Raw genomic sequence first — 20195 nt, 5'->3', positions numbered from 1 at the left:
CCGGGTCCTCGTCGCCCGCCCCCGCCTCTACCTCTTCGACGACTCCTTCTCCGCCCTCGACCCCCGGACCGACGCCCGGCTCCGCGCCGCCCTGAGGGCGGAGACGGCCGACGCCACCGTCGTCATCGTCGCCCAGCGGGTCTCCACCATCCGGCAGGCCGACCGGATCGTCGTCCTCGACCGGGGGCGGAACGTCGGCACCGGCACCCACACGTCCCTGATGCGGGACAACCCCACCTACCGGGAGATCGTCCTCTCCCAGCTCACCGAGGAGGAAGCCGCATGAGTACGGCCACGGCGAGCCCCGCCACGAAGGACGCGCCCACCGGACCCGATGAAGGGCCCCGCGCCGTCCCCGCCCGCTCCGGCCCCTCCTCCCCGCAGCGCGGCCCCGGCCTCCCCACCGCGCCCGGTCTCGAACGCTCCCTCTCCTTCCGCGCCTCCGGCCTCCGTCTGCTCCGCACCCTCGCCCCCGACCGGGCCCGGCTCGTCGGCGTCCTCGCCGCCGGCGCCACGGCCGTCGCCCTCTCCGTCCTCGGCCCGCTCCTCCTCGGCCGCGCCACCGACCTCGTCGTCACCGGCGCCACCGGCCCGGCCGGGGTCGACTTCGCGGCCGTCGGCCGGGTCCTCGCCCTCTCCGTCCTGGTCGTCGCCGGCTCGTCCCTCCTCACCTGGGTCCAGCTGCGGATCGCCACCACCGTGGTCCAGCGGGCCGGCCACCGGCTCCGCGAACGGGCCCAGCACAAGCTGGCGAAGCTGCCCCTCGGCTACTTCGACCGGCAGCCGCGCGGCGAGGTCCTCTCCCGCACCACCAACGACATCGACAACATCACCCAGACCCTCCAGCAGGCCTTCAGCCAGATGACCCGCGCCCTGCTCAGCCTGGTCGGCGTCCTCGCGATGATGTTCTGGATCTCCCCGGTGCTCGCCCTCGTCGCCCTCGCCACCGTGCCCGTCTCGGTCGCTGTCGCGGCCTTCGTCGGCCGCCGCGCCCAGCCGCAGTTCGTGAAGCAGTGGGCGGTCACCGGCCGGCTCGGCAGCCACGTCGAGGAGATGATCACCGGCCACACCGAGGTCGTCGCCTTCGGCCGGCGCGCCGAGGCCGTCCGGCGCTTCGACGAGCTGGGCGAGGAGCTGTACCGGGCGAGCTTCCGGGCCCAGTTCGTGTCCGGGTTCATCCAGCCCGCGCTGACCTTCGTCGGCAATCTGAACTACGTGGTCATCGCCGTGGTGGGCGGACTGCGGGTGGCGAGCGGCACGCTGTCCGTCGGCGACGTCCAGGCCTTCATCCAGTACTCGTACGACTTCAACGGCCCGATCACCCAGGTCGCCGCCATGGCCAACCTGCTCCAGTCCGGAGTGGCCTCCGCCGAGCGGGTCTTCGACCTCCTCGACGCCGAGGAGGAGGACCCGGACCCGGCCGACCCGAAGAGGCCGGAGGCGCTCCGCGGCCGGGTCTCCTTCGAGAAGGTCGCCTTCCGCTACGAGCCGGGCAAGCCGCTCATCGAGGACCTGTCCCTCACCGTGGAGCCGGGCCGGACCGTCGCCATCGTCGGCCCCACCGGGGCGGGCAAGACGACCCTGGTCAACCTGCTCCTCAGGTTCCACGAGGTGACCGGCGGCCGGATCACCCTGGACGGCGTCGACACGGCGGCGATGACCCGGGAGGAACTGCGCTCCGGCATCGGCATGGTCCTCCAGGACACCTGGCTCTTCGGCGGCACCATCGCCGACAACATCGCGTACGGGGTGCCCGGCGAGGTCTCCCGGGAGCGGATCGTCGAGGCGGCGAGAGCAGCGCACGCCGACCGGTTCGTCCGCACCCTGCCCGCCGGGTACGACACCGTCCTCGACGAGGACGGCGGCGGCCTCAGCGCCGGCGAGAAGCAGCTCGTCACCCTCGCCCGCGCCTTCCTCTCGGACCCGGTCATCCTCGTCCTGGACGAGGCCACCAGCTCCGTCGACACCCGGACCGAACTCCTCGTCCAGGAGGCGATGGCCTCCCTCAGGGCGGGCCGCACGAGCTTCGTCGTCGCCCACCGGCTCTCCACGATCCGGGACGCGGACACCATCCTGGTGATGGACGGCGGCTCGATCGCCGAGCAGGGCAGCCACGAGGAACTCCTCGCCGCCGGGGGAGCGTACGCCCGGCTGCACGCGGCCCAGTTCGCCCGTACGGTGGAGACGTGATCGTCACCGTCCGCACCACCACCGACGCGCGCGCCAAGGCCGATGCCCTGGCGCGCGGCGCCGTCGAGGCCCGGCTCGCCGCCTGCGCGCAGATCTCGGGGCCCGTCACGTCCGTCTACCACTGGCAGGGCGCGATCGAGACCACCGAGGAGTGGGAGGTGGTGTTCAAGACCACCGAGGCCCGCTACCCGGCCCTGGAGGCCCACCTCCTCGCCGCCCACGACTACGAGACGCCCGAGATCATCGCCACCCGGGTGACCCGCGTGAGCGAGGAGTACGCCCGCTGGGTGGAGCGCGAGACCTCCGCCGCCCTGGAGATCGAGGGCCCGGCCCACGACGAGCGGCCGTTCTTCGTGTACGGGACGCTGCGCCCGGGCGCGTACAACCACGACCGGTTCCTCGCCGGCCGGATCGGCACCGAGGCGGACGCCGTGCTGCACGGCGCGGTCCTGTACGACGGGCCCGGCTATCCGTACGTCGTCCCGGCGGACGGGGGCCGGGTGGTCGGCACCCTGCTCACGCCCGCGCCCGGCGCCTACGGCGAGCTGTTCGGGCTGCTCGACCGCCTGGAGCTGCCCGTCGGGTACGAGCGGGTCGCGATGGACGTCGTCCGGGCACGGGACGGCGCGCGGGTGTCCGCGTGGGTGTTCCTGGCGGCGCCGGACGCGCCGCTCGGCGAGGTCATCGAGAGCGGCGACTGGTTCAACCGGCCGTAGGGTGCGCGCCGAGCGGGCCGGATCAGCGGACCGTGCGGCGGACGGGAGGCTCCAGGGGCTCAGCGGGCCGGGCTCACCAGCCCCGACTCGTAGGCGATGATGACCAGCTGGGCCCGGTCCCGGGCGGACAGCTTTCCCATGATCCGGCTGACATGGGTCTTCGCCGTGAGGGGCGACAGGCCCAGCGTCTGAGCGATCTCGGTGTTGTTCAGGCCCCGGCCCGTCAGCGTCAGCACCTGGCGCTCCCGGTCCGAGAGCCCCTCGGGTCCGACCGTCGCCAGGGGTTCCGGCGCGGCCAGCGCCCGGGCGATCAGCCGGGACGTCGGGCCCGGCGACAGCAGGGCCTCGCCCGCCGCGACCGTACGGATCGCGGCGAGGAGTTCCGCCGGGAGGATGTCCTTGACGACGAAGCCCGACGCGCCCGCCCGCAGCGCCTCCATCACGTGCTCGTCGGTGTCGTACGTGGTGAGGACCAGCACCTTGACCCCGGCCAGGTCCTCGTCGGCGGCGATCAGCCGGGTCGCGCCGATCCCGTCGAGCTCGGGCATCCGGACGTCCATGACCACCAGGTCGGCCCGCGACGAACGGGCCAGCTCGACCGCCTCCCGGCCGTTGGCCGCCTGGCCCACGACCTCCATGTCCGGCGCCGAGTCGACCAGCATCGCGAACGACGCCCGGACGAGCGTCTGATCGTCCGCGAGCAGCACCCGGATCACACCGCCACCTCACTCATCTCACCGAGAGCGGCAGCGCCGCCTCGACCTCGAAGCCCCCGCCGTCGCGCGGGCCCGCGCTCAGTGTGCCGCCCACGCTCCTCGCCCGCTCCCGCATCCCCGGGATCCCGTAGCCGGAGCCGCCCGTTCCGCCCCCTGTGCCCCGGGGAGCCGCGCCGCCGTTGGTCACCCGCACCGTCAACACCTCCTTCTCGAGGCCGACATCGACCCGCACGTCCGCGCCCGGACCGCCGTGCCGTACGGCGTTGGTCAGGGACTCCTGCACGATCCGGTACGCCGCCGCGCCCACGGCCGCCGGGATCCTCGCCGCCGCCGTCCGCACCGAAAGGGCCGCGCCCGAGGACCGTACGAGATCGGGCAGCGAGGCCAGGTCGGGCAGCGGGCCCTCCGGCGCGGCCCGCAGCACGTCCAGCGTGGTGCGCACCTCGGCCCGGGCCCCCCGGCAGGTCTCGGCGATGCCGTCGAGCGCCTGGACGAGCGCCTCCCGGTCGAGCCGGTCGGGGTCGGCGACCAGGACATGCGCGGCGACCGACGTCTGCACCCCGATGAGGGTGATCGAGTGGGCGAGGAGGTCGTGCAGGTCCCTGGCGATGCGCAGCCGCTCCTCGGTCACCTTCCGCTCGGCCTCGTGCTCCGCCCGCTCCACCACGCCCGCCACCAGCTGCCGGTGGAGCCGGATGCTCGCGCCGAACACCAGCATCGCGATCACCCAGCCGGAGACCCGCAGCAGTTCCACCACCTCGTGCGGGTTGACGAAGAGCTGCATGGTGAGGGTGACGGAGGTGACCGAGAGCCCCACGATCACCGTGCGCATCGGCCGGCCGGTGGAGGCGACGGTGTAGAGCGCGGTCATCGAGGCCGGAATCGGCGCCAGATGCATGTAGTCGAGCCCGTGGTACGGGGCGACGACGGCCACGACGGCGAGCAGCACCGGCAGGGGAGCCCGGCGCCGCCAGGCCAGCGGGACGTGCGCGGCGAGCAGCAGGGCCCAGCCGAGGGCGTCCGGATGGCGGCCGTCGTCGACGGTGAGCGCGAGCACCGCGGCGAGCACCGCGAAGACGGCGGCGGCCGCCGCGTCGCGCCGTACCGGGTCCGCCGCCGCCCGGGGGTCGCCGGTGAAGGCCGCTGTGAAGTCCATGGTGTCCATCCTCCCTGCGGGAAGGGGCTCCTGACAGTGTGTGGAGCCCCCTCGGCCGCTCGTGATCAGACCCGTACGGGCTCCCGCCCGGGCTCCGGACGCGCCGTCGGTACCGGCTTCCTGGCCAACGGGCCCGGCCACCACACCTTCCGGCCCAGCAGCACGCTCGCGCTCGTGACGAGATAGGTGCGGACGAGGAAGGTGTCGAGCAGGACACCGACCGCGATCACGAAGCCCAGCTCCGCCAGTTGCACCATCGGCATGTTGACGAGCACCGCAAAGGTCGCGGCGAGGACGAGTCCCGCCGAGGCGATCACCGCGCCGGTCGTCCGCAGGGCCGTGAGGGCCGCGGCACCCGGCTCCGCTCCGCTCAGGCACTCCTCACGCATCCGGTGCATCAGGAAGATCCCGTAGTCGACGCCGAGGGCCACGAGGAAGACGAAGGAGAGCAGGGCGAGCCCCGGGTCGGTGCCCCCGAAGCCGAAGAGGCCCTCGAAGACGAGACCGCCGACACCGAGGGACGCGCCCCAGACGGCGACCACGGCGGCGATCAGGATCAGCGGCGCGACGAGGCTGCGCAGCAGCACGATCAGCACGATCAGGACGACGACGAGGACGAGCGGGACCACGATGTTCCGGTCGCGGGCGCTGGTGCCGGCCATGTCGAGCTGTTCCGCACTGGGCCCGCCGACGTACACCCCGTCGCCGAGCGCGGTCCGCAGCACCTCGATGGTCGCCGTCTCGGCCGCGGACTGCGGCGGATGTGCGGCGATGACGGAGATCTCCGTCCAGCCGTCGCCGCTGCGGCCGCGTTCGGCCTTCGCGACGCCGTCGGTCGCCAGCGCGGTCCGCAGCGCCTCGGGGGCCCGGCCCGTCGGGGCGACCACGGTGACGGGCTGGGTTCCCGTCTCCGGGTACGCGGCGGCCAGCGTCTTCATCGCGGCGACCGCCTCGGGGGTGGAGCTGAAGGTGTCCTCCTGCTTGAGGGCTCCGGGCAGGTTCAGCGCACCGAGCGCCAGAGCGGCCAGGGCGGCGGCTCCGGCGAGGAGGACGGCGAGCGGGCGCCGTCCGGCGGAGGAGCCCATGGCGGCGAAGAGCGAACGGCGCGCGGCCTTCGGCTCGCTTCCGTACGCCGGGATCAGGGGCCAGAACACCCGGCGCCCGAGGACGACGAGCAGGGCCGGGAGCAGCGTCATCATCGCGATGAGCGCGCACAGGACACCCACGGCGGCCGTGGGCCCCATGCCCCGGCTGCTGTTCATGTCGGCGGCGAGCAGGCAGAGCATGCCGAGGGCGACGGTCCCGGAGGACGCGAGGACGGCGGGGCCGCAGCCGCGCAGCGCGGCGGCCATGGCGTCGTACGGGCGGGGGACGCGGCGCAGTTCCTCGCGGTAGCGGGAGACGAGGAGCAGCGCGTAGTCGGTGCCCGCGCCGAAGACGAGGATCGTCATGACGCCCGTGCTCTGGCCGGAGACGCTGATGTCGAAGCCCTGGTGCAGGGCGTAGGTGACGGCCATCGAGAGGAAGTCGGCGACGCCGGCGACGGCGAGCGGGACGAGCCAGAGGAACGCGCTGCGGTAGATGACGATGAGGAGGATCGCGACGACGGCGACCGTCGTGTAGAGGAGCGGGCCGTCGAGGGAGCCGTAGACCTCGCCCGCGTCCGTGGCGAGTGCGCCGGGGCCGCCGACCTCGCCGCTCACGGTCGCGCGGACATCGTGGACGAAGGCGTCCCTGGCCACCTCGTCCGTGCCGGGCTCCGCGCTCGACACGGCGTACAGGAGGGTGGTGCCGTCCTCCGAGGGGACGGCCCGCGGCGGTGAGCCGAGCGGATGCTCGGCGGCGACCTGCCGCACCTCCCGGGCTGCGGTGGCCCTGTCGGCGGCGGTCAGTCCGCCGTCACGGTGGTAGACGAGCACGAGGTCGGTGGAGCCGCCGCCCGGCATCTGCTCCATGACGGTCGCGACCCGGGTCGAGTCGGCGCTCGCGGGCAGGTAGTCGACGGCGCGGTCGCGCTGTACGTCGCCGAGCCTTCCGGCGAGCGGTGCGGCGAGGGCGAGCACGATCACCCACAGGGCCAGCACCCCCCAGCCGACGATCCTCTTTCGGCCCTCCATCGGGCCCCCCTTCATCGGTCCTCTTCGGGTCGATCCCAGAGTCCCGCCGGGCGGAGGGCGTTTCGTCGCGCTGACGGCCGAGTCGGGGGTACCCCCGGGGGCGGTGTCCCGCGGCGACTACTCCCGCGGGAGTACGGGCGTGTACACCGCGTCCGGAGCGCCGTGCCCGGCCCGCGGGGCCGGCGGCGCGCCTCCGGGCGAGAGGTCCTGGGCGTCGTTCCCGGCGCGTTCCAGACGGACCGCGCACACCTTGAACTCGGGCATCCGGGAGACCGGGTCGAGCGCCGGGTTCACCAGGGTGTTGGCCCGGCCCTCGCCCGCCCAGTGGAACGGCATGAAGACGGTGTCCGGCCGGATGGCCGTGGTGATCCGGGCCGGTGCCACGGCCCGGCCGCGTCGCGAGACCACCGCGACGCGCTCGCCCTCGGCCACCCCGAGCCGTTCGGCGACCCGGGGATGGAGCTCCACGAACGGGCCGGGGGCCGCCGCGTTCAGCTCGTCGACCCGCCGGGTCTGCGCGCCCGACTGGTACTGGGACACGACCCGGCCGGTGGTGAGGACGACGGGGTACTCGGCGTCCGTCTCCTCGGCCGCGGCCCGGTGCACCACCGGCACGAACCGGGCGCGCCCGTCGGGTGTCGCGAACCGGTCGAGGAAGAGCCTCGGGGTGCCCGCGTGGTCGGACTCGCCCACGCCGGTCTCGGGGCAGGGCCAGAACACGCCCTGCTCCTCCTCGATCCGGCCGTAGCTGATGCCCGAGTAGTCGGCCGGGCCGCCGGCCGAGGCCCGGCGCAGTTCGTCGAAGACCTCCTCGGGTTCGGCGGGGAATCCCTTCTCCCAGCCCAGGAGCCCGGCGAGCGCGTGCAGCACCTCCAGGTCGCTCCGTACCCCCGCGGGCGGGGTGAGGGCGCGCCGGCGGAGCAGCACCCGCCCCTCCAGGTTGGTCATGGTGCCGGTCTCCTCCGCCCACTGGGTGACGGGCAGCACGACATCGGCGAGCGCGGCGGTCTCGGAGAGCACCACGTCGGCGACGGCGAGGAAGTCGAGCGAGCGCAGCCGGCCCTCGACGTGGGCGGCGCGGGGCGCGGAGACGACCGGGTTGGAGCCCATGAGGAGCAGGGCCTTCACATCGCCGCCGAGCGCGTCGAGGAGCTCGTACGCACTGCGTCCCGGCCCCGGCAGCGACTCGGGGGGCACGCCCCAGACCCCGGCCACGTGCGCGCGTGCGGCCGGGTCGTCGAGCCTGCGGTAGCCGGGGAGCTGGTCGGCCTTCTGGCCGTGCTCGCGGCCGCCCTGGCCGTTGCCCTGGCCGGTGAGGCAGCCGTAGCCGCTGAGGGGCCGGCCCGCCTTCCCGGTGGCCAGGCAGAGGTTGATCCAGGCGCCGACGGTGTCGGTGCCCTTGGACTGCTGCTCGGGGCCGCGGGCGGTGAGGACCATGCCGGTGGTGGCGCCGCCGAACAGCGCGACGGCCTCCCGGAGCAGCGGCAGCGGCACGCCCGTGATGCGCTCGACCTGCTCGGGCCAGTGGGACATGGCCCCGGCGCGCGCGGCCTCCCAGCCGGAGGTGCGCGTCGCCACGAACTCCTCGTCGACGCGCCCCTCGGCCACCACGAGGTGGAGCATGCCGAGGGCGAGCGCGAGGTCGGTGCCGGGGCGGGGCGCGAGGTGGAGGTCGGCCTGCTCGGCGGTGCGGGTGCGGCGCGGATCGACGACGATCAGCTTTCCGCCGTTCTCCTTCAGCTCGGTGAGGTAGCGGAGGGCGGGCGGCATGGTCTCGGCCAGGTTGGAGCCGACGAGGATCACGCAGCCGGTCCTCGGGATGTCCTCCAGGGGGAAGGGAAGCCCCCGGTCGAGCCCGAAGGCCCTGCCGTGCGCGGCGGCCGCCGACGACATGCAGAAGCGCCCGTTGTAGTCGATCTGCGAGGTGCCGAGCACCAGCCGGGCGAACTTCCCCAGCGTGTACGCCTTCTCGTTGGTGAGACCGCCGCCGCCGAAGACCCCCACGGCATCGGGACCGTGGTCGGCGCGGGTCCGGCGCAGCCCGTCGGCGACGGCGGCGAGGGCCTCCTCCCAGGACGCGGGCGCCAGGGCCCCGGTGTCAGGGCGTCGGACCAGGGGCCCGGTGAGCCGGACCCGGGAGGAGAGCACGGCGGGGGCGGTGCGGCCCTTGCCGCACAGCGCGCCCCGGTTGACGGGGAAGTCGGTCCGGTCGACCACCTCGGCGGGCAGCTCCGGGGCGCCGGTGGGGCGGAGCGACATGCCGCACTGAAGGGCGCAGTAGGGGCAGTGGGTGGGTACGGCGGTGGCCTCGGACATGCGGCCAGCGTGGGTCAGGCGTGTTACGCGGGGCGGCACCGCTGATTACGGGCGCGGTGCCATGCTCTCCGCCCGCTACGGCTTCCGAGGTGAGGCCAGCGCCTCGGTGACGCCGTTCTCCTCCGGGCCGAGGAAGTGCGGGTCGGGCCGGAGCGCGGCGTCGAGGGAGGCCTTGCCGGCGGCGAAGACCTCCCGGGTGGTGCCGTAGTACCAGGTGCGGTCGTGGGGTTCGGGGACCCCGACGCCGTACGCGTCGACGCCGGCCCGCCCGCACAGCGCGACGGCCCGCTTGATGTGGAAGTCCTGGGTGACGAGCACGGCCCGGTCGACGCCGAAGACCTTCCGGGCCCGGACACAGGAGTCCCAGGTGTCGAAGCCCGCGTAGTCGCTGACGATCCGGCCGTCCGGCACCCCGCGCGCGGTGAGGTACGCGCGCATGGCGCTGGGTTCGTCGTACGCGGTCCTGCTGTTGTCGCCGGTGACGAGCAGGACCCGGACCTTCCCCGTCCGGTAGAGCTCGGCGGCCGTGTCGAGCCGGTGCGCGAGGTACGGGGTGGGGCGCCCCTTCCACAGTCCGGCGCCGAAGACGACGGCGACGTCCCGGGCGGGCACGTCGGCGGTGGTACGGAGCTTCCCGGCGGCGGCGGTGTGCATCCAGGTGACCGGGGTGAGCGCGAGGACGGCGCCCAGCATCACGGCCTGCACGGTACGGCGGCGGGCCCGTGTCGTGCGCGGGATCAACCGGGTGAGCCGTGCCGGCATGCGGGAACCTCCGTGGCGGGTGGTCTCGGTGTCGCTCTGTCACCCCGTCCGACGCGCTTCGGCGGGATTCGGTTCGGCGGCGGCGTCACGTGTTCCGTACAACACACCGGCCAGGGCCATCCCGAGCAGCATGCCGAGCAGCTGGGCGGCGGCGAAGGCGGGCACCGAACCGGGCGCGATCCCGGTGAAGGAGTCGGAGAACGCGCGGCCGACGGTGGCGGCCGGATTGGCGAAGGACCCGGAGGAGGTGAACCAGATCGCCGCGCCGATGTAGCCGGCGACCGCGACCGGGGCGAGCCCGGGGCGGCCGATGTGGCGCAGACCCCGGACGACGAGGACGAGCCCGGCGGTGGCGACGGCCTCGCCGAGCAGCAGGTGGAGATCGGAGCGCGACTCGGTGGCCCAGGCGCCGGGCACCCGCCCGAACATCGCCTCGGCGAGCAGTGCGCCCGTCACGGCCCCGGCGAGCTGGGCGGCGATGTAGGCGAGGACCTCGCGCGGGCCGCCCGTACCGCGTCGGGCCCACCACTCGGAGAGGGTGACGACGGGGTTGAAGTGGGCGCCGGAGAGCGGCCCGATGAGCGCGATCAGCAGCCCGAGGCCGATGGCGGACGCGGCGGCGTTGGCGAGCAGGCGGACGCCGATGTCCTGGCTCAGGGTGTCGGCGCGGATTCCGGAGCCGACGATGACGGCGACGAGGGCGCCGGTTCCGATGAACTCGGCGGCGACGCGCCGGGGGAGAGCGGGCGGGGACATTCTCATGGTGGAAAAGATATTCCGTGATTCGGAATCGGGAAAGGGGGCAGGAGAGGTGCGGGGACCCGCGCCGGGCGTGCCTGACATCCGCCGGGGCACGCGCGTGAGGTCGCGGAAAACAGTCGTGACCCCGGTGCAACGGGCAGGCAACCTGCGCCCCGCAGGATCGGTGCATGACGGAGCCGGACAGCACGTACGCCACCGCCGCCGAGCTGCTCGGCAGGATCACCCGGCAGCTCGGCGAGCAGCTCGGCCACCTGCGTCCGTACGGCCGCCGGCCGCGGAAGGACGAGCAGGAGGTATCCCCGCCCATGAACACCCCAGGCCGTGCCACGCCCGTCCCCACCGAGCCCGCCCTCGCGGGAATCGGCCGACTCCGCGCCGTCCCCGCGGGAGCGGCCCCGCCCGTCCTCGTCGCCGTCGGCCACGGCAGCCGGGACCCCCGCGCCCGCGCCACCCTCGGCCGCCTCCTCGAACGGGTCGGGGAACTGCGCCCCGGCCTCGACGTACGCCTCGCGCACATCGAGCTGAACACCCCGCTCCTCGACGCCACCCTCGCGGAGCTCGCCGCCGAGGGCCGCGACGCCGTCCTCGTCCCCCTGCTCCTCGCCCCCGGGCACCACGTCACCCACGACCTCCCCGCCGCCCTCGCCGCCGTGCCCGGACTCCACGCCCGCGTGGCCGGGCCGCTCGGCGCGCACCCGCTGCTCGTCGAGGCCCTCGCCGACCGGCTCGCGCACGCCGGCTGGACCCCCGAGGACGGCGCCTCGGGGGCCGCCGGCGTCGTCCTCGCCTCCGCCGGATCCCGCGACCCCCGCTCCGGCGCCGAGCTCCGCCGGATCGCCGTCCTGCTCGGCGAGCGGCTCGGCGGCGTCCCCGTCGTCCCCGCGTACGCCTCCGCCGCCGCGCCCACCGTGCCCGAGGCCGTCCGGGCGCTCGCCGCCCGGGGCCGCCACCGGGTCGCCGTCGCCTCCTGCTTCACCGCCCCCGGCCTCTTCGCCACCCGCGCCGCCGCACACGCCCCCTGGATCGCCTCCGCGCCGCTCGGCGCCCACCCGGCCCTCGCCCGGCTGGTCCTGCACCGCTACGACGGGGCACTCCGCGCGACCACCCGGGAGCGGGAACTCGCCACCGTCTGAGCGCTTCTGTCGGTCCCTCCGGTTACCTTCGATGCATGGAAGGCATCACAGACGGCACAGACAGCGCAGACACCAAGGGCAGCCCGGACCTCACCGGCACCGTCGACATCGCCGGCGCCACCGACACCCCCGGCTACGACGCCGACGCCACCGATCGCTGGGCCGCCGAGCCCGACAAACGCCCCGGCCGCACCGCCTTCCAACGCGACCGCGCCCGCGTGCTGCACTCCGCCGCGCTCCGCAGGCTCGCCGGCAAGACCCAGGTCGTCACCCCCGGCACCCGGGGCCACGCCTGGGACGCCAGCCCCCGCACCCGGCTCACCCACTCCCTGGAGTGCGCCCAGGTCGGCCGGGAGCTCGGCGCCGCCCTCGGCTGCGACCCCGACCTCGTCGAGGCCGCCTGCCTCTCCCACGACATGGGCCACCCGCCCTTCGGGCACAACGGCGAGCAGGCGCTCAACGACGTCGCCAAGGACTGCGGCGGCTTCGAGGGGAACGCCCAGTCGCTCCGCCTGCTCACCCGGATCGAGCCCAAGCGCTTCGTGAAGGACGCCGAAGGCGAGCTCGTCAGCGTCGGGCTCAACCTCACCCGCGCCGCGCTCGACGCCGCCACCAAGTACCCGTGGCCGCGCGGCGGCCACCCCGACGACCCCGGCTCGTCCAAGTTCGGCGTGTACGAGGACGACCTGCCGGTCTTCGCGTGGATCCGGCAGGGCGCCCCCGGCCACCGCAAGTGCTTCGAGGCCCAGGTCATGGACTGGTCCGACGACGTGGCCTACTCGGTCCACGACTTCGAGGACGGCCTGCACGCCGGGCACATCGACCCCAACCTCCTCCTCGCCGAGCCCGAGCGCGCCGACATCGCCGCCGTCGCCATCGGCCGCTACGTCCCCGAGGACACCGACCCGCAGGAACTCGCCGACGCCCTCGACCGGCTCGTCGACCAGGAGTGGTGGCCGCACGGCTACGACGGCTCGGCCGTCGCCCAGGCCCGCCTCAAGGACGCCACCAGCCAGCTCATCGGCCGGTTCGCGCTCGCCGCCGAGGGCGCCACCCGCCAGGCGTACGGCTCGGGCCGCCTCACCCGCTACGGGGCCGAACTCGTCGTCCCGCGGGAGGCCCGTAACGAGTGCGCCGTCCTCAAGGCCGTCGCCGACCGGTATGTGATGCAGCGCCCCCAGCAGGAGGCCCTCCGGGCCGACCAGCGCATCGTCGTCGCCGAACTCGCCGAGGCCCTCGTCGCCCGCGCCCCCGACGGACTCGAACCCCAGTTCCGGTCGCTGTTCGACCAGGCGCGCGACGACCGGGCCCGCAAGCGCGTCATCGTCGACCAGATCGCCTCCCTCACCGACGCCTCCGCCCGCGCCCTGCACACGCGTCTCCGTCCGCACCACGGCTGAGCCCCCGCCAGGCCCCCCAGGAGCCCGCCCTCTTCCGTCACCACCCTCCGTGCGGGACGCTCGCATGCACGGCCCGAGGCGGTACGGCCCGACGAACGCCCGGGGGCGTAGGTTGGAAGCGGTCGCAAAGAGGAGGAAACGACGTGGTCGACGCAGATCAGACCTTTGTCATCGTCGGCGGGGGCCTGGCAGGGGCCAAAGCGGCGGAGACCCTGCGTGCCGAGGGGTTCAACGGCCGGGTGATCCTCATCGGCGACGAACGCGACCACCCCTACGAGCGCCCACCCCTGTCCAAGGGGTACCTGACCGGCGCGAAGGAACGCGACAGCGCCTTCGTCCACGAGGCCGCCTGGTACGCGGGCCACGACATCGAGCTGCACCTCGGGCAGTCCGTCACCGCCGTCGACCGCGAGGCCCACACCGTGCGCCTCGGCGACGGCACCGTCATCCGCTACGACAAGCTGCTCCTCGCCACCGGCGCCGAGCCCCGCCGCCTCGACGTCCCCGGCACCGAGCTCGCCGGCGTCCACCATCTGCGCCGGCTCGCCCACGCCGACCGGCTCCGCCAGGTCCTCGGCTCCCTCGGCCGCGACAACGGCCACCTGGTGATCGCCGGCGCCGGCTGGATCGGCCTGGAGGTCGCCGCCGCAGCCCGCGGCTACGGCGCCGAGGTCACCGTCGTCGAGTCCGACCCCACCCCGCTGCACCGGGTCCTCGGACCCGAGCTCGGCCAGCTCTTCGCCGACCTGCACACCGACCACGGCGTCCGCTTCCACTTCGGCGCCCGGCTCACCGAGATCGTCGGCCAGGACGGCATGGTCCTCGCCGTCCGCACCGACGACGGCGAGGAGCACCCGGCGCACGCCGTGCTCGCCGCGATCGGCGCCGCCCCCCGCACCGCCCTCGCCGAGAACTCCGGGCTCGCCCTCGTCGACCGCGCCGACGGCGGCGGCATCGCCGTCGACGAGGCGCTGCGCACCTCCGACCCCGACGTCTACGCCGCCGGCGACGTGGCCGCCGCCCACCACCCGCTGCTCCACACCCGGCTCCGCGTCGAGCACTGGGCCAACGCCCTCAACGGCGGCCCGGCCGCCGCCCGCGCCATGCTCGGGCAGCGCGTCTCCTACGACCGCGTCCCCTACTTCTTCTCCGACCAGTACGACCTGGGCATGGAGTACTCCGGCTGGGCGCCCCCCGGCACGTACGACCAGGTCGTGGTCCGCGGCGACACGGGCAAGCGCGAGTTCATCGCCTTCTGGCTCAAGGAGGGCCGGGTCCTCGCCGGGATGAACGTGAACGTGTGGGACGTCACAGACCCCGTCCAGCAGCTCATCCGCTCCCGTACGGCCGTGGACCCCGACGCCCTCGCCGACCCCTCCGTACCCCTGGAGAGCCTGATCTGATCGGGATGAGCCACCCGAGCCCCACGTCTCCCGGGGGCGCCCCCCGGACCCCCGTACACTTCATGCGTGGCAGGCAGGATCAACGATGACGACGTGAAGGCGGTCCGGGACGCGGTCCCGATCGACGCCGTCGTGTCCGAGTACCTCCAGCTCCGCAACGCGGGCGGCGGAAACCTCAAGGGTCTCTGCCCCTTCCACGACGAGAAGTCGCCCTCCTTCCAGGTCAGCCCCAGCAAGGGACTCTTCCACTGCTTCGGCTGCCAGGAGGGCGGCGACACCATCGCCTTCGTGATGAAGATCGACCACCTCTCCTTCTCGGAGACGGTCGAGCGCCTCGCCGCCAAGGCGGGCATCACCCTGCGGTACGAGGAGGGCGGCTACAACCCCGGCCACCAGCGCGGGGAGCGCATCCGCCTGGTCGAGGCGCACAAGGTCGCCGCCCAGTTCTACGTCGACCGACTCGACTCGCCCGAGGCCGAGATCGGCCGCAAGTTCCTCGCCGAGCGCGGCTTCGACCAGGCCGCCGCCGCCCACTTCGGCGTCGGCTACTCCCCGGCCGGCTGGGACCACCTCACCCGCTACCTGCGCGGCAAGGGCTTCTCCGACAAGGAGCTGATCCTCTCCGGGCTCTCCCAGGACGGCCGCCGCGGCCCCATCGACCGCTTCCGCGGCCGCCTCATGTGGCCGATCAAGGACGTCGGCGGCGAGATCGTCGGCTTCGGCGCGCGCAAGCTCCGCGACGACGACAACGGCCCCAAGTACCTCAACACGCCCGAGACCCCGATCTACAAGAAGTCCCAGGTGCTCTACGGCATCGACCTGGCCAAGAAGGACATCGCCAAGGTCAGCCGGGCCGTCGTCGTCGAGGGCTACACCGACGTCATGGCCTGCCACCTCGCCGGCGTCACCACCGCCATCGCCACCTGCGGCACCGCCTTCGGCGGCGACCACATCAAGATCCTCCGCCGGCTCCTCATGGACAACGGCTCGGCCCGCGTCATCTTCACCTTCGACGGCGACGCCGCCGGCCAGAAGGCAGCTCTGCGCGCCTTCGAGGACGACCAGAAGTTCGCCGCCGAGACCTACATCGCCATCGCCCCCGACGGCATGGACCCCTGCGACCTGCGGCTCGCGAAGGGCGACGAGGCCGTCGCCGACCTCGTCCAGCCCCGCACCCCGCTCTTCGAGTTCGCCCTCCGCCAGATCGTGAAGCGGTACGACCTGGAGACCCCGGCCGGCCGCGCCGCCGCCCTCGACGAGGCCGCGCCCGTCGTCGCCCGGATCAAGAACATCGGCGCCCAGCACGAGGTCGCCGTCCAGCTCGCCGGCATGCTCGGCATCCTCGACACCCAGTTCGTCGTCAAGCGGGTCGCCCAGCTCGCCCGCTGGGCCCGCGACCGCGGCGGCAAGGGACCCGCACAGCAGCAGAACCCGCAGCGCGGCTACGACACCGCCGCCCCGGCCGCCGCCTCCTCCGGCCCCGCGCTCAACCTGCGCAGCCCCGCCCACCGCACCGAGCGCGAACTCCTCAAGCTCGCCCTCCAGCGCCCCGAGCTCGTCTCCCCGGCCTTCGACGCCTACGGCGCCGACGAGTTCACCGCCCCGCCCTACGCGGCCGTCCGCCAGTGCGTCCAGGACGCCGGAGGCGCCACCGGAGCCCCCTCCGACTACCTCGACACCGTCCGCGAGGCCGCGCCCAACGACACCGTGCGCGCCCTCGTCACCGAACTCGCCGTCGAGACGATCTTCGCCAAGACCGTCGACGAGGCCTACGCCGGCGACCAGCTCGTCACGGTCCGGCTCCGCGCCGTCGACCGCCGCATCCGCGAGGTCCAGGGCACCCTGGCCCGCCTCGGCCCGCAGGGCGACCCCGAGCGGCTCGCCGCCGTCCAGAACGAGCTGTGGGTCCTCACCCAGTACGGCCAGTCCCTGCGGAACAACGGCGCCGCCGCCCTCTGACGCACGGTCAGTCACGCCCCGGTCTCAAAAAGTCACCGCACGCCCCTCGTGGGCTCACTGTGTCGTACCCCACACTGGGTGACGGTGTCGTCCCGCTGCCCTACGCCCCCGGACCGGCAGCGATCACCCCCCTGGAGGTCGCCCGCCGTGCAGACCCGGATCGTGTCCCAGGAACCGCCCGCCGCCGCACCGGACGAGCAGCCGGAGACACCACCCCAACGACGCCGCCCCGACCCCGGCGGCAACGGGCCCTCCTCCGACCTCTTCCGCCAGTACCTCCGCGAGATCGGCCGCATCCCGCTGCTCACCGCCGAGGAGGAGGTCGACCTCGCCCGCCGCGTCGAGGCGGGTCTGTTCGCGGAGGAGAAACTCGCCAACACCCCGGACCTGGACTCCCGGTTGGCGAGCGACCTGGACCGGCTCGTCGTCCTCGGCAGGATCGCCAAACGCAAGCTCATCGAGGCCAACCTCCGCCTCGTCGTCTCCGTCGCCAAACGGTACGTGGGCCGCGGCCTGACCATGCTGGACCTCGTCCAGGAGGGCAACCTCGGCCTCATCAGGGCCGTCGAGAAGTTCGACTACGCGCGCGGCTACAAGTTCTCCACGTACGCCACCTGGTGGATCCGCCAGGCGATGTCCCGGGCCCTCGCCGACCAGGCCCGGACCATCCGCGTCCCCGTGCACGTCGTCGAACTGATCAACCGAGTCATCCGCGTCCAGCGCCGCATGCTCCAGGAACGCGGCTACGAACCCACCGCCGAGGAGGTCGCCGCCCAGCTGGACGTGGCCCCCGAGCGGGTCGGCGAGGTGCTCCGCCTCGCCCAGGAACCCGTCTCCCTGCACGCCCCCGTCGGAGAGGAGGACGACGTCGCCCTCGGCGACCTCATCGAGGACGGCGACGCCGCCTCACCCGTCGAGTCCGCCGCCTTCCTGCTGCTCCGCCGCCACCTGGAGGACGTGCTCTCCACCCTCGGCGAGCGCGAACGGAAGGTCGTCCAGCTCCGCTACGGCCTCGACGACGGCAGGCCCCGCACCCTGGAGGAGATCGGCCGGATCTTCGGCGTGACCCGCGAACGCATCCGCCAGATCGAGTCCAAGACCCTCAACAAACTCCGGGACCACGCCTACGCGGACCAACTGCGGGGCTACCTCGACTGATCGGCCGCCCACCCCGCCGTCTCGCGGAGGGTGAGGGGCCGGGGCCGTCCGCCCGCGGGAGCAGCAGCAGAGCGCCCGGGGGGACCGGCGGCGCCCGCACGCGTCCGGCGCCGGCCCGCAGTGCGACCGGCGGCACCCAGGAACCCCGGGAGTCGTGACCCGTGCCGCACACCATGCGGCACGGGTCACCGCCCCGTCAGTCGACCTCGGCGACCGCCTGCGCGAACTGCGCCGCGTACAACCGGGCGTACGCCCCGCCGGACGACAACAGCTCCTCGTGCGTGCCCTGTTCGACGATGGCGCCGTTCTCCATCACCAGGATCACGTCCGCGTCCCTGATCGTGGAGAGCCGGTGCGCGATCACGAACGACGTGCGTCCGTGGGCCAGTCGCGCCATCGCCTTCTGGATCAGGACCTCGGTCCGGGTGTCGACCGAGCTGGTGGCCTCGTCGAGGACGAGGATCACCGGGTCGGACAGGAACGCCCGCGCGATGGTGATCAGCTGCTTCTCGCCCGCGCTGACCCCCGCCCCGTCGTCGTCGATGACCGTGTCGTACCCCTCGGGCAGCGTGCGGACGAACCGGTCGGCGTGCGCGGCCCGCGCCGCCTCCTCGATCTCCGCCCGGGTCACCGCGCGCGTGGCGCCGTACGCGATGTTGTCGGCGATGGTCCCGCCGAACAGCCAGGTGTCCTGGAGGACCATGCCGATCCCGGCCCGCAGCTGCTCCCGGGACATCGCGGCGATGTCCACCCCGTCGAGGGTGATGCGGCCGCCCGTGACCTCGTAGAACCGCATGAGCAGGTTCACCAGGGTCGTCTTGCCGGCGCCGGTCGGGCCGACGATCGCGACCGTCTGGCCCGGCTCCACCGTGAGCGACAGGTCCTCGATGAGCGGCTTGTCGGCCTCGTAGCGGAAGGAGACGCCCTCCAGGGCGACCTTCCCCTTGAGATCCGCGGGCTGCGAACCGGTCGGCGCGTCCGGCTCCTGCTCCTCCGCGTCGAGCAGCTCGAAGATCCGCTCGGCGGAGGCCACGCCCGACTGCACCAGGTTCGCCATCGACGCGACCTGCGTCAGCGGCATCGAGAACTGGCGCGAGTACTGGATGAAGGCCTGCACGTCGCCGATGGAGAGCGTGCCGCTCGCCACCCGCAGACCGCCGACCACGGCCACCAGGACGTAGTTGATGTTCGAGACGAAGAACATCACCGGCTGCATCACACCGCTGTTGAACTGCGCCCTGAACCCGGCCTCGTACAGCGCCTCGTTCTGCTCGCGGAAGTCCTCCGCGGACTCCGCCTGCCGCCCGAAGACCTTCACCAGGGCGTGCCCGCTGTACATCTCCTCCACGTGCGCGTTGAGCGCGCCCGTGGTCTTCCACTGCTGCACGAAGTGCGGTTGCGAGCGCTTGCCGATCTTCGCCGCGACGAAGACCGAGACCGGCACCGTGATCAGCGCCACGAGCGCGAGCAGCGGCGAGATCCAGAACATCATCGCGAGCACGCCGACGATCGTGAGCAGCGAGTTGATCAGCTGGCCCATCGACTGCTGGAGGGTCTGCGAGATGTTGTCGATGTCGTTGGTCGCCCGCGACAGCACCTCGCCGCGCTTGGCCTTGTCGAAGTACGACAGGGGGAGCCGCGCCAGCTTCGTCTGGACGTCCTCCCGCATCCGGTAGACCGTCCGGTTGATCACCTTGATCGACATCCGGGTGGAGACCAGCATCAGCAGGCCCGCCGCCACGTACACGCCGAGGACCACGAGGAGGACCTCGCCGACGGCGGAGAAGTCGATCCCCTGACCCGGCGTGAAGTCGACCCCGCTCAGCATGTCCGCCATGCCGGAGTCGCCCGAGGCGCGCAGCCGCTCGATCGCCTCCGCCTTCGTGCCGCCCTCGATCTGCCGCCCGACGACACCCGCGAAGACGAGGTCGGTCGCCTTGCCGAGGATCTTCGGGCCGACCACGGAGGCCGCCACCGACAGCACACCGGCGATCAGCATCACCCAGAGCGCACCGCGCTCGGGCGCCAGCTGCCTGAGCAGCCGCCTGCCCGAGCCCTTGAAGTCCATCGACCGCTGGTCGGGGCCGCCACCGGCCATCATGCGTCCGCCAGGACCGGCCATCAGGCTGCCTCCGCCTCGGTGAGCTGGGAGAGCACGATCTCCCGGTACGTCTCGTTGTCCGCCATCAGCTCCTGGTGCCGTCCGGTGCCGACGACCCGGCCCTCGTCGAGGACGACGATCCGGTCGGCGTCCCGGATGGTGGAGACCCGCTGGGCGACGATGACGACGGTCGAGTCGGCCGTCTCCCGGGCGAGCGCGGCCCGGAGCAGGGCGTCCGTCTCGTAGTCGAGCGCGGAGAACGAGTCGTCGAAGAGGTAGATCTCCGGCCGCTGCACGAGCGTCCGC

At 73.5% G+C, this 20195-nt stretch carries 14 protein-coding genes and 2 pseudogenes; 8 read left to right on the top strand and 8 right to left on the bottom strand.

Annotation, left to right across the window (positions count from 1 at the left end; genetic code table 11):
- The 3 genes and pseudogenes from ACIP84_RS38555 to cutA all read left to right on the top strand — a co-directional run.
- A pseudogene (locus tag ACIP84_RS38555) lies at positions 1–286 on the top strand (ABC transporter ATP-binding protein); the annotation flags it as partial.
- Positions 283–2190, top strand: a complete 1908-nt coding sequence (locus ACIP84_RS38550) for an ABC transporter ATP-binding protein (protein ID WP_401805057.1) — start codon at positions 283–285, stop codon at positions 2188–2190. The pseudogene ACIP84_RS38555 and the gene ACIP84_RS38550, both read left to right, overlap by 4 nt.
- On the top strand, positions 2187–2906 hold the full coding sequence (gene cutA, locus ACIP84_RS38545) for a divalent cation tolerance protein CutA (protein ID WP_355969752.1): 720 nt from the start codon (positions 2187–2189) through the stop codon (positions 2904–2906). The genes ACIP84_RS38550 and cutA overlap by 4 nt, the downstream gene beginning before the upstream one ends.
- Before the next feature lie 59 nt (positions 2907–2965).
- Here cutA and ACIP84_RS38540 read toward each other — a convergent pair whose 3' ends face one another.
- The 6 genes from ACIP84_RS38540 to ACIP84_RS38515 all read right to left on the bottom strand — a co-directional run bounded on the left by ACIP84_RS38540 (position 2966) and on the right by ACIP84_RS38515 (position 10735).
- A complete protein-coding gene (locus ACIP84_RS38540) occupies positions 2966–3622 on the bottom strand; it encodes a response regulator transcription factor (protein ID WP_355969750.1) in 657 nt (218 codons plus the stop codon).
- Positions 3623–3635: 13 nt separating this feature from the next.
- Positions 3636–4778: a sensor histidine kinase gene (locus ACIP84_RS38535; protein ID WP_401805054.1), complete on the bottom strand. Its 1143-nt coding sequence runs from the start codon at positions 4776–4778 to the stop codon at positions 3636–3638.
- A gap of 65 nt (positions 4779–4843) precedes the next feature.
- Positions 4844–6895, bottom strand: a complete 2052-nt coding sequence (locus tag ACIP84_RS38530) for an MMPL family transporter (protein WP_401805052.1) — start codon at positions 6893–6895, stop codon at positions 4844–4846.
- 117 nt (positions 6896–7012) lie between these two features.
- The gene (locus tag ACIP84_RS38525) at positions 7013–9211 is read right to left on the bottom strand and encodes a molybdopterin oxidoreductase family protein (protein ID WP_401805049.1); all 2199 of its coding nucleotides are present in this window, start codon (positions 9209–9211) and stop codon (positions 7013–7015) included.
- 75 nt (positions 9212–9286) lie between these two features.
- Positions 9287–9973, bottom strand: coding sequence for a vancomycin high temperature exclusion protein (locus ACIP84_RS38520; protein ID WP_401805046.1), 687 nt, complete (start codon positions 9971–9973; stop codon positions 9287–9289).
- 39 nt (positions 9974–10012) lie between these two features.
- Complete coding sequence (locus ACIP84_RS38515; RefSeq protein WP_401805043.1) at positions 10013–10735, bottom strand: aquaporin; 723 nt, start codon at positions 10733–10735, stop codon at positions 10013–10015.
- Between the two features lie 167 nt (positions 10736–10902).
- On the opposite strand from ACIP84_RS38515, the gene ACIP84_RS38510 reads away from it, so the two are divergent.
- The 5 genes from ACIP84_RS38510 to ACIP84_RS38490 all read left to right on the top strand — a co-directional run bounded on the left by ACIP84_RS38510 (position 10903) and on the right by ACIP84_RS38490 (position 17788).
- Entirely contained in the window at positions 10903–11868 is a 966-nt protein-coding gene (locus ACIP84_RS38510) for a sirohydrochlorin chelatase (RefSeq protein WP_401805041.1), read from the top strand.
- A 35-nt stretch (positions 11869–11903) separates the two neighbouring features.
- Complete coding sequence (locus ACIP84_RS38505; RefSeq protein WP_355969736.1) at positions 11904–13268, top strand: deoxyguanosinetriphosphate triphosphohydrolase; 1365 nt, start codon at positions 11904–11906, stop codon at positions 13266–13268.
- Positions 13269–13411: 143 nt separating this feature from the next.
- The gene (locus ACIP84_RS38500) at positions 13412–14671 is read left to right on the top strand and encodes an FAD-dependent oxidoreductase (RefSeq protein WP_355969733.1); all 1260 of its coding nucleotides are present in this window, start codon (positions 13412–13414) and stop codon (positions 14669–14671) included.
- Positions 14672–14737: 66 nt separating this feature from the next.
- The gene (gene dnaG / locus ACIP84_RS38495) at positions 14738–16630 is read left to right on the top strand and encodes a DNA primase (RefSeq protein WP_355969731.1); all 1893 of its coding nucleotides are present in this window, start codon (positions 14738–14740) and stop codon (positions 16628–16630) included.
- A 48-nt stretch (positions 16631–16678) separates the two neighbouring features.
- A complete protein-coding gene (locus tag ACIP84_RS38490; protein ID WP_401805037.1) occupies positions 16679–17788 on the top strand; it encodes an RNA polymerase sigma factor in 1110 nt (369 codons plus the stop codon).
- A 196-nt stretch (positions 17789–17984) separates the two neighbouring features.
- Here ACIP84_RS38490 and ACIP84_RS38485 read toward each other — a convergent pair whose 3' ends face one another.
- Both ACIP84_RS38485 and ACIP84_RS38480 read right to left on the bottom strand, forming a co-directional pair.
- Positions 17985–19910, bottom strand: coding sequence for an ABC transporter ATP-binding protein (locus tag ACIP84_RS38485; RefSeq protein WP_401805034.1), 1926 nt, complete (start codon positions 19908–19910; stop codon positions 17985–17987).
- Positions 19910–20195: pseudogene (locus tag ACIP84_RS38480) on the bottom strand (ABC transporter ATP-binding protein); the annotation flags it as partial. The pseudogene ACIP84_RS38480 and the gene ACIP84_RS38485, both read right to left, overlap by 1 nt.

It is taken from the genome of Streptomyces sp. NPDC088707 (assembly GCF_044752725.1).
Classification (GTDB): domain Bacteria; phylum Actinomycetota; class Actinomycetes; order Streptomycetales; family Streptomycetaceae; genus Streptomyces.
The sequence above is the reverse complement of the archived record's forward strand: the minus strand, read 5'-3'. Positions and strand labels throughout refer to the sequence as shown.